This is a genomic window from Pseudonocardia sp. KRD291 (assembly GCF_019263595.1).
Lineage (GTDB): Bacteria > Actinomycetota > Actinomycetes > Mycobacteriales > Pseudonocardiaceae > Pseudonocardia.
The window spans coordinates 21,569-31,508 of sequence record NZ_JADQDD010000033.1 but is presented as its reverse complement, the minus strand read 5'-3'; the positions used below and the strand labels follow the sequence as shown (position 1 = coordinate 31,508).

At 73.4% G+C, this 9,940-nt stretch carries 11 protein-coding genes; 8 read left to right on the top strand and 3 right to left on the bottom strand.

The window, feature by feature from the left end; genetic code table 11:
• The 5 genes from I4I78_RS07570 to I4I78_RS34195 all read left to right on the top strand — a co-directional run.
• A partial coding sequence (locus I4I78_RS07570) for a proteasome accessory factor PafA2 family protein (RefSeq protein WP_218610497.1) occupies positions 1-906 on the top strand: 906 nt, incomplete at its 5' end.
• 160 nt (positions 907-1,066) lie between these two features.
• Positions 1,067-1,264 carry a ubiquitin-like protein Pup gene (locus I4I78_RS07565; RefSeq protein WP_130290687.1) on the top strand — a complete coding sequence of 66 codons (198 nt, stop codon included), beginning with the start codon at positions 1,067-1,069 and terminating at the stop codon, positions 1,262-1,264.
• A gap of 122 nt (positions 1,265-1,386) precedes the next feature.
• Positions 1,387-2,262: a proteasome subunit beta gene (gene prcB, locus I4I78_RS07560; protein ID WP_218610495.1), complete on the top strand. Its 876-nt coding sequence runs from the start codon at positions 1,387-1,389 to the stop codon at positions 2,260-2,262.
• Positions 2,263-2,325: 63 nt separating this feature from the next.
• Positions 2,326-3,135, top strand: coding sequence for a proteasome subunit alpha (gene prcA / locus I4I78_RS07555; protein WP_218610494.1), 810 nt, complete (start codon positions 2,326-2,328; stop codon positions 3,133-3,135).
• On the top strand, positions 3,054-3,605 hold the full coding sequence (locus tag I4I78_RS34195; RefSeq protein WP_374225851.1) for an SRPBCC family protein: 552 nt from the start codon (positions 3,054-3,056) through the stop codon (positions 3,603-3,605). Before prcA ends, I4I78_RS34195 begins: the two co-directional genes overlap by 82 nt.
• A 14-nt stretch (positions 3,606-3,619) precedes the next feature.
• Here the strand turns inward: I4I78_RS34195 and I4I78_RS07545 are convergent, their stop codons facing one another.
• A complete protein-coding gene (locus tag I4I78_RS07545) occupies positions 3,620-4,552 on the bottom strand; it encodes a LysR family transcriptional regulator (RefSeq protein WP_226379287.1) in 933 nt (310 codons plus the stop codon).
• A gap of 75 nt (positions 4,553-4,627) precedes the next feature.
• Here I4I78_RS07545 and I4I78_RS07540 point away from each other — a divergent pair, with 75 nt between their 5' ends.
• Positions 4,628-5,647 carry a DMT family transporter gene (locus I4I78_RS07540; protein ID WP_218610490.1) on the top strand — a complete coding sequence of 340 codons (1,020 nt, stop codon included), beginning with the start codon at positions 4,628-4,630 and terminating at the stop codon, positions 5,645-5,647.
• On the opposite strand, the gene I4I78_RS07535 is transcribed toward I4I78_RS07540, so the two are convergent.
• On the bottom strand, positions 5,560-6,066 hold the full coding sequence (locus tag I4I78_RS07535; RefSeq protein WP_218610489.1) for a copper chaperone PCu(A)C: 507 nt from the start codon (positions 6,064-6,066) through the stop codon (positions 5,560-5,562). The genes I4I78_RS07540 and I4I78_RS07535 overlap by 88 nt on opposite strands.
• Before the next feature lie 82 nt (positions 6,067-6,148).
• Positions 6,149-6,973 (bottom strand): formate dehydrogenase accessory sulfurtransferase FdhD, encoded by an 825-nt coding sequence (gene fdhD / locus I4I78_RS07530; RefSeq protein WP_218610488.1) that lies wholly within the window; start codon positions 6,971-6,973, stop codon positions 6,149-6,151.
• 86 nt (positions 6,974-7,059) lie between these two features.
• On the opposite strand from fdhD, the gene I4I78_RS07525 reads away from it, so the two are divergent.
• Positions 7,060-7,845 (top strand): molybdenum cofactor guanylyltransferase, encoded by a 786-nt coding sequence (locus tag I4I78_RS07525; protein ID WP_218610487.1) that lies wholly within the window; start codon positions 7,060-7,062, stop codon positions 7,843-7,845.
• A gap of 132 nt (positions 7,846-7,977) precedes the next feature.
• Entirely contained in the window at positions 7,978-9,933 is a 1,956-nt protein-coding gene (locus I4I78_RS07520; RefSeq protein ID WP_218610486.1) for a molybdopterin oxidoreductase family protein, read from the top strand.
• The last annotated feature ends 7 nt before the right edge of the window (positions 9,934-9,940 follow it).

Below are 9,940 nucleotides of genomic sequence, written 5' to 3'. Positions count from 1 at the left end.
CAGCGCTCGGACTACATCGAGGTCGAGGTCGGCCTGGAGACCACGCTCAAGCGCGGCATCATCAACACCCGCGACGAGCCGCACGCCGACGCGGACAAGTACCGCCGCCTGCACGTCATCATCGGCGACGCGAACCTGTCCGAGTACGCCACGCTGCTCAAGGTCGGGACGACGGCGATCGTCCTGGACATGATCGAGCACGGCGTCCGGTTCGAGGACCTGCGCCTGGCCGAGCCGGTCCGTGCGGTGAGCCAGATCAGCCACGACCCGACGCTGCGGCGCACGGTGGAGCTGGCCGACGGCCGCACGCTCACCGCGCTGCAGATCCAGCAGGAGTACTACGAGCGGGCCGAGGCGCACGTCGCACGCGAGCAGGGCGAGAACCGCTCCGGCTGGGACGCCGACACGCTCGAGATCCTCGACGCCTGGGGTGAGGTGCTCGCCGACCTGGGCCGGGACCCGATGTCGACCGCGGACCGGCTCGACTGGACCGCGAAGCTGCAGCTGCTCGAGGCCTACCGCCAGCGCGACGGCCTGGGCTGGAACTCCGGACGCCTGGCCATGGTCGACCTGCAGTACTCGGACGTGCGGCTGGCCAAGGGCCTCTACAACCGGATGGTGACCCGGGGGTCGATGCGCAGGGTCGTCACCGAGGAGCAGGTGATGGCGGCGATGACCGAGCCGCCGGAGGACACCCGGGCCTACTTCCGGGGCAGCTGCATGAAGCGCTACCCGGTCGAGGTGGCCGCGGCGTCCTGGGACTCGGTGATCTTCGACCTGGGCCGGGAGTCGTTGGTGCGGATCCCGACGCTGGAGCCGTTGCGCGGGACCCGCAAGCACGTCGGCGAGCTGTTCGAGGCCACGTCGACGGCCGAGGAGCTCGTCGACAAGCTCACCCGGGGCTAGCCGGTCGACGGGCCCGGGCGCGCGGGGCGACACGCCCGTCGGGTCGTCGCAGTTCACGGGCGTGTCGTTCACCCGGTGGGTAGGGTGGACAGGTACCGGACCCGGTCCGCCGCGCGGGAGAGCGTGCGGTGGCCGGGCCCACGTGCGAGGAGGAGACCTCATGTCGCAGGAGCAGACGAAGCGCCAGGGCGGTGGCGACGGCGACGACGAGAGCGGCGAGGGCGCGGAGTCCGGAGGCCAGGAGCGCCGCGAGAAGCTCGGTGAGGACGTCGACACCATCCTCGACGAGATCGACGACGTGCTGGAGGAGAACGCGGAGGACTTCGTCCGGTCCTACGTGCAGAAGGGCGGCCAGTAGCCGACCGGCCGTCGTCGCCCGGGGCACCGGGCGACGGCGGCCGTGCCGCCTGCGGCCGTGAACGTCCCGCCCCACCGAACGAGGACCCGCTACACCGAACGAGGAGAGGCACTCACCCGACCATGGACTTCCGGCCCTCGGTCAACCCCGGGATCGCCCCCGGCCCGCACACAGGTCAGCTCAGTACGTTCCTGACCGGATCGCAGTCGTTCTCCGAGTTCGTCGGGTCGGTCACGCCGCACCTGCTGCCCGACCCCGGGCCGCTCGCGGCCGGCGGCGGGGGAGCCGCGGCGGCACTCGGCGTCCCGCACGGCACCACGATCGTCGCGCTCGTGTTCTCCGGCGGGGTGGTGATCGCCGGCGACCGGCGGGCCACCCAGGGCAACGTGATCGCCCAGCGCGACATCGAGAAGGTCTTCGTCACCGACGAGTACTCCGCGGTCGGGATCGCCGGCTCGGCCGGCATCGCGATCGAGATGGTGCGCCTGTTCGCGATGGACCTCGAGCACTACGAGAAGATCGAGGGCGTCCCGCTCTCGCTCGACGGCAAGGCCAACAAGCTGGCCGGGATGGTCCGGGCGAACCTCGGCGCGGCCATGCAGGGCTTCGTGGTGGTGCCGCTGTTCGCCGGGTTCGACCCGCACGCCACCGACCCGGCCCGGGCCGGGCGGATCGTCACCTACGACGCCACCGGCGGGCGCTACGACGAGAAGATGGGCTACCACGCCGTCGGCTCCGGGTCGGTGTTCGCGAAGTCGTCGCTGAAGAAGCTGCACGACCCCGCCGCCGACCTCGACGCCACCGTGCGCACCGCGGTCGAGGCGCTCTACGACGCCGCGGACGACGACTCCGCGACCGGCGGCCCGGACACCGTGCGCCGGATCTACCCGGTGGTCGTGAGCATCACCGCCGACGGCGCGGTCCGCCGCGGCGAGGACGAGATCGCCGACGTCGTGACGCGGGTGGTCGCGGGACGCACCGAGCGGCCCGGTGGCTGAGCCGTCCCCCGGGCGTAGGCCCGCCGACCGCCCCGCCGCGAGACAAGACCTGGAGCGCTCCCCATGACGATGCCGTTCTACTCCTCCGTCGACCAGCTGCTGCGTGACCGCTCGGAGCTCGCCCGCAAGGGCATCTCCCGCGGGCGCAGCGTGGTCGTGCTGACCTACGCCGGAGGGGTGCTCTTCGTCGCGGAGAACCGCTCCTCGGCGCTGCACAAGGTCTCCGAGATCTACGACAAGATCGGGTTCGCGGCCGTCGGCCGGTACAACGAGTTCGAGAACCTGCGCACCGGCGGCATCCGGATGGCCGACTTCCGGGGATTCACCTACGACCGCCGCGACGTCACCGGCCGGATGCTGGCCAACGCCTACGCCCAGGCGCTGGGCACCGCCTTCGTCGAGCAGCAGAAGCCGTTCGAGGTCGAGCTGTGCGTGGCCGAGGTCGGCCAGGAGCCCGGCGGCGACCAGCTCTACCGGATCACCTACGACGGCTCGATCACCGACGAGCCGCGCTACGTGGTGATGGGCGGGCAGACCGAGCCGATCTCGACCAAGCTCGGCGAGACCTACTCGCACGGCTTGGAGCTCCCGGACGCCATCGGCGTCGCGCTGGGCGGGCTGCAGGTCCCGGGCGCGGACCCGGGCGCCTCCAACGGGGCCACCGCGCCCCGGGTGCTGAGCCCGGACGCGCTCGAGGTCGCGGTGCTCGACCGCACCCGGCCGCGCCGCACGTTCCGCCGGCTCGAGGGCGCGGCCCTGGCCGAGCTGCTGCCGGCGTCGAACCGCGGCACATCGGACGAGGAGCCCGGCGTCGCGGGCGGGGACGACACCCCGGCGGCCGGCGGTGCGCTGCCCGACGGGGGTGGGTCCTGACCCGGTTCACCGCAGGCACCAGCGCGCAGGCCGTCGTCGACGCGGAACGCTCCGCGATCTGGGACGTCCTGGTCGACCCCGGCCTGCTGCCGAAGCTGACCCCGCTGCTGAGCCGGATCGAGGCCGACGGCGACCACTGGCGCTGGCACCTGGTGCGGCTCAAGGTGCTCGGGGTCGGGATCAGCCCGGTGTTCACCGAGCGGATGACGTTCGTCGACAAGCAGCGGATCGAGTTCACCCACGAGCCGCCACCGGGGGTGTCCGAGTGGGCCGGTGCCGAGGGCCGCTACGAGCTCTCCGACGTCGAGGGCGGCACGAACCTGGCCATCGACCTCCACCTCGCCGTCGACATGCCGCTGTCCAGGCTGGCCACGCCCGTGGTGACCCGCACGATGCAGGCCACCATGCAGATGATGGGCGACCGGTTCACCGCGAACCTGCTGCGCGAGCTCGACGCCCAGCAGCGCTGAGTGCCCGTCCGCGGTTATCGCTGCCCCGGCGACGGTATCCGCGCACGGCCGGGGACGAGCTGCGCCGCGGCGTCGCGCAGGGCGTCCACCAGCGCCCGCAGCGACGGCAGGTCGTCCTGCTCGCGGACGGCCACCGCCAGTGTCCGGCTCAGCGCCGGTTCGCAGGGTAGGAACCGCACCCCCTCCGGCGGCGGGTCGGTCGCGATGCCCGGGACCGCCGCCACCGCGAGCCCGGCCGCGACCAGGCGTAGCTGGGTGGCGAAGTCGGCGGCCAGGTACCGGACGTCGGGCTCGACGTTGAGCGCGCGCAGCAGCTGGACCAGACCCTCGTAGGCCTCGGTGCCGTCCGGGCAGCTGGCCCAGATCTCCCCGGTCAGCTCGTCGAGCCGCGCGAGGGCGCGGTCGGCGACCGGGTGCCCGGACGGGACCGCGAGCAGCACCGGCTCGGTGACCAGCGTCGTGACCCGCACGCCCGGCGGGATCCGGGCCGGACGGTGTGACCAGCTCTCCAGCACCACGGCGTCGAGGTCGCGGGCGCGCAGCGCGGGCAGCAGGTCGACGACCTCGCCGTCGCGCACGGTCGGGACCAGCCGGGGGTGCTCGGTGGTGAGGGTGCGCAGCACGTCGGGCAGCAGGGCACGCAGCGCGCTGGCGACGACGCCGATCCGCAGCGGCCCCACGATCTGGCCGTGGATCGTGGCCAGGTCCCGCTCGGCCTCGGCGACGGTGGTGGCGATCCGGGCGGCCGAGGAGGCCAGTACGTGTCCGGCCGCGGTCAGCCGGATGCCGCGCCCGTCCGGTTCGACGAGACGGGTGTGCGTCTCGCGTTCGAGCTTGCGGATCTGCTGGGTCACCGCCGGGCCGGTGATGTGCAGTGCGCCCGCCGCGGCGCCCACCGATCCGTGCTCGGCGACGGCGGCGAACACGCGCAACCTCTCCCACACCATCACGCAGCAAGACTAAGCGGTCCTGCACAGAAACACTCATTGGAACTTCGCAGTGTTCGGTGTGACCGTGGTCGGGTGAGCACCGCGACCCGACTCCCCACCGCGCCCGCCGAGCCCACCGCGCCCGCCGCCCGTCCGCAGCCGGACACCCGGCCCGCCCTGACCGTGCTGGCCGGGGCGACGGTGCTCTCCGGTACCGGGGTGCTCGTCCGGCTGGCCGACGTGGGCGCGGCGACGGCGTCGTTCTGGCGGTGTGTCCTGGCACTGGTGGTGCTCGTCCCGCTCACGCTGGTGGAGATCCGCCGGCACGGGCTTCCCGGGGCCGGGCTCGTCGGGTGGGCGGCGCTGTCCGGGGTGCTGTTGGGTACCGACTTCCTGCTCTGGACCCAGAGCGTGCTCGACGCCGGCGTCGGGATCGCGAACGTCGTGCTCAACGTGCAGGTGATCGCGTTCCCGCTGCTCGCGTGGGTGGTCGCCGGCATGCCGGTGCCGCGGCGGCAGCTGGTGGCGGCGCCGGTGCTGCTGGCCGGGATCGCGCTGGCCGGCGGGGTCCTGGGCGGCGACGCGGCGATGCCCGCCCCGGTGCGCGGTGCGGTGCTGGGCGCCGTCGCCGGGCTCGCCTACGCCGGCTACCTGTACCTGAACCGGGACAGTGCCCGGCGCAGCCCCGCGCACATGGTGACCCCGGTGTGCGTCGCCACCGCGGCCGCGGCCCTGACCACCGGCGTCACCGGTGCCGCGACGACCGGGATCGCGACGTCGATGCCGCTGCAGGCCTGGGCGTGGCTGGCCGTGCTGGCGGTGACCGGGCAGGTCGTGGCCTGGGTGCTGATCGGCCGGGGGTCATCGGGCCTGGCGCCGGCGACCACGGCGGCGTTGCTGCTGGCCCACCCGGTGCTCTCGGTGGTGCTCGGGATGCTGGTGCTCGGTGAGCGCCCGACGGTGGTGCAGCTGGGCGGCAGCGTCCTGGTGGTGGTGACGGTGTGGGCGGCGACCCGGGGCCCGGCTCAGCCCCTGCCGGAGGCGTCCGGGTTGCCCACCGGGACCTCCAGCGTGACCGCGCCGGAGCGGGCGAAGGTGAACGTCACCGGGTAGGTCAGACCGGCCCGGACCGGCTCGCGCAGGTCGGTCAGCTCCACGTCGGCCCGCACGGTGGCCGGCAGCGTCTGCGACGGTGTCGCCCCCTCGTAGCCGGAGACCAGCGCGAACCCGCCCAGGATCCGGGCGTCGCCGCCGATCGAGGCCCCGGCGGCGACCGGCGAGGACACCGAGACCAGCCGTTCCGTCGCGTCGCCGGTGTTGACGATCGTCAGCGTCAACGGGGCGTCCTCCCCGGCCGCGTACGCCTCGTCGCCTGCGCGCGGCGCGCTCGCCGAGAAGCGCGCGTCCCGGACCGCGATCGTGCCGGCCCCGTCGTCGGCCCCACCGGGCCCGGTGAGCTGGGCCTCGAAGCTCCCGCAGCCGGACAGGGCGAGCAGCGCGAGCGCGGTGCCGATCAGGAGGACGGGACGCATGGGCACAGCATCCCGGATGTCCGGTCCGTCCGCCGTGTGCGGGCGGCGCCGGAGGGGTGCGGTGGGGCAGCGCCGGACCGGCTCAGCCGATCCGCTCGGCGCCGGTGTAGACGTTGCCGGTCTCCCCGCGCAGGAAGCCGACCAGCGTCATCCCGGACTCCTCGGCCAGCTCCACCGCCAGCGACGACGGCGCGGACACCGCGGCCATCGCCGCCACCCCGGCCATCACCGCCTTCTGCACCAGCTCGAACGACGCGCGCCCGGACAACATCAGCACGGTCCCGGTGGCGGGGACGCGCCCGGCCATCAGCTCGTGGCCGAGCACCTTGTCCACGGCGTTGTGCCGTCCGACGTCCTCGCGCACCACCAACGGCTCGCCGTCGGTGGTGAACAGCCCGGCCGCGTGCAGACCACCGGTGGAGCCGAACACCTTCTGCTGCTCGCGGAGCCGGTCCGGCAGCGACACCAGGACCTCGCGGCGCAGCACCAGGGGGTCGGCGGCGGGGGAGTAGCGGGTCTTGAGCTTCACCGCGTCCAGCGAGGCCTTCCCGCAGACCCCGCAGGACGACGTCGTGTAGAAGTTGCGCTCCACCGACGGGTCCGGCGGCGCGACGCCGGGCGCGAGGTCGATGTCGAGCACGTTGTAGGTGTTGCGGCCCTGATCGTCGACCGAGTCGCAGTAGCGGGCGGTGGCCAGGTCGTCGGCCGAGCCGATCACGCCCTCGGTCAGCAGGAACCCGTGCGCGAACTCGACGTCGTGGCCCGGGGTGCGCATCGTGACGCTCAGCGGGCGCCCGCCGACCCGGATCTCCAGCGGCTCCTCGGTGACGAGGGTGTCCGGGCGCGAGCGGGAGGTGCCGTCGGGTCCCAGGCGCAGCACCGGACGTCGCACGGTCAGCCGGCCCATCTGATCTGCCTCACTCTCCTGCGACGCGGCGCGTCGTCGACCTCCAGGGTAGGAGCCCGCGCGGCCGCGCGCCCTACGATCCCGGCGTGACGGAGTTCTACGCCCCCGGCGTGACGGAGTTGCCCGCTCCCGGCGTGATGGAGGCCTCTGCCCCCGGCGTGATGGCGCACCAGGCGGCGGGACGGCGTCGGCGTCCGGGGGCCGGGGTCGTGGTCGCCGGCGGGCGCTCGTCCCGGATGGGCTCGAGCAAGGCGTGGCTGGACTGGCACGGCGAGACGCTGCTGTCCCGGACGGTGGCGGTCCTCGGGCGGGCGCTGGACGGGCCGGTCGTCGTGGTGCGGGCCGCGGGCCAGGAGCTGCCGCAGTTGCCCGCCGGCACCGAGATCGTCGACGACCCGGTGCCCGACCGCGGGCCGCTGCCCGCGATCGGGGTCGGGCTCGGGCACGTCGCGGACCGGTCCGCGGTGGCGTTCGTGGCGTCGGTCGACCTGCCGCTGCTGCACCCGGCGTTCGTCGTGCGGGTGCTCGGCGCACTCGCCCCCGCCGACGACCCGGCCCCCGCTCCCGCGCACGGCGCCGTCCACGATGTGGCCCTGCCGGTCGCGCACGGGCACCACCAGCCCCTGGCCGCGGCCTACCGGACGTCGCTGGCCGCAGAGATCGCGGAGCTGGTCGCGGCCGGGATCGGGCGGCCGCCGTCGTTGTTCGACCGGGTGCGGGTGCTGCGCCTCGACGAGTCCGCTCTGCTCACCGACCCGGACCTGGCCCGCGCCGACCCGGACCTGGCGTCGCTGACCAACGTGAACACCCCCGACGAGTACGCGGCGGCGCTGGCCCGCTCGGCCGGGGCCGGGGACGGCCGCCCGTCCTGACCGGACCCCGGCGCCCCGCCGCACCTGGCCCACGGGGGAGGCCCGGATGTAACGGGTGTTGTGAGACCGTGTGACGGTGGCCACGACGACGCCTATCGTGGTGGCTGCAGCACAAGCACATGGAGGTCGACGATGCCCCGACGCCGCAACCGCGTCCGTCACGTACGGATCACCGAGCCACTGGTCCGGGAGAACGGCACACTGCGCCCCGCCAGCTGGGACGAGGCACTGGAACGGGCCGCGGCCGGGTTCCGCGGCGTGCCGGGCGACAAGTTCGGGATGTTCAGCTGCTCCAAGGCGACGAACGAGATGAACTACACCGCGCAGAAGTTCTCCCGGGCGGTGATGGGCAGCAACAACGTCGACAGCTGCAACCGCACTTGACACGCTCCCAGTGTCGTCGGTCTGACGACTGTCTTCGGTGCCGGCGGCGGCACCTCCGCCTACGTCGAGGCGGAACACGCCGACCTCATGATCCTGTGGGGATCGAACGCGCGTGAGACCCACCCGATCTTCTTCCACCACGTCCTGCAGGGGATCGAGCGCGGCGCCCGGATGTACTCGGTCGACCCGCGCCACACCTCCACCGCGCACTGGGCCGACGCCTGGCTCGGCCTGGACGTGGGCACCGACATCGCGCTGGCCAACGCCGTCGCGCGCGAGATCATCCACGCGGGCCTGGTGAACCGGGCGTTCGTGGACCGGGCCACCACCGGGTTCGACGAGTACGCGGCAACCGTCGAGCCCTACACGCTCGAACGCGGCGAGGAGATCACCGGCGTCCCGGCCGAGACGATCCGCGAGCTGGCGCACGCCTACGCCCGCGCCGACCGGGCCCAGATCTGCTGGACGCTGGGCATCACCGAGCACCACAATGCGGCCGACTACGTGTTCGCGCTGATCAACCTGGCGTTGCTGACCGGGCACGTCGGCCGCTACGGCTCCGGGCTGGTACCGCTGCGCGGGCAGAACAACGTGCAGGGCGGCGGCGACATGGGCTCCATTCCGGCGAAGCTGCCGGGCGGCTACGACGTCGGCGACGCCGACGCCCGCGCCCGCTTCGAGACCGCATGGGGCGGGCGTCCGATCCCGCCGGAACCGGGCATGCACCTGTCGGAGATGTTCGAGGCGATGGAGCGCGGCGACCTCAAGGCGCTGTACTGCATCGGGGAGAACCCCGCCGAGTCCGAGGCCAACGCCACCCACGCCAGGGCCATGCTGGGGGGGCTGGACTGCCTGGTCGTGCAGGACATCTTCCGGACCGCGACCGCGGAGCTGGCCGACGTCGTGTTCCCGGCGACGGCGGACTGGTGCGAGTACGAGGGCACCGTGACCAACTCCGAGCGCCGGGTGCAGCGGGTCCGCAAGGCGATCGAACCCCCGGGCCTGGCGCGTCCGGACACCCACATCATCTGCGACCTGGCCACGAAGCTCGGCCACGACTGGGGCGAGCCCACCGCGGAACAGGTCTGGGACGAGCTGCGGTCGGTGTCGCTGAACTGGCACGCCGGCATGAGCTACGCCCGCCTGGAGGAGCTCGGCGGCATCCAGTGGCCGTGCCCGTCCGAGGACCACCCGGGCACCCCGCTGATGCACGACCGGCTGTGGTCCGACGACCCCGACGAGCTCGGGACGCCGGCACCGTTCACCCCGGTCGAACACGTGGCCCCGATCGACGCCCTGGACGACGACTTCCCGATCCGCCTCACCACGGTGCGGCTGCTCGACGCCTACAACTCCGGCGTGCAGACCGGTGGGTACACCTCGCCGATGCGCCGCCGCGAGTCGTTGCGGATGGACGCGGACGACGCCGCGACGCTCGGCATCGCCGACGGGGAGCGGGTGCGGGTGGTGTCGCGACGCGGCGCGGTCGAGGCACCGGTCTCGGTGGACCCGTCGCTGCGGCCGGGGCTGGCGTCGTTCACGCCGCACTTCAGCGAGGAGGTCGACGTCAACGTCCTGACCAACGACGCGTGGGACCCCAAGTCCGGCACGTCGGAGTTCAAGGCGACCGCCATCCGGATCGAGAAGGTCGCCATGTCCGCGGGCGGCGAAAACGCAGCGGCCCTTCCGGTCGCCGGGCACTAGAGGAGAA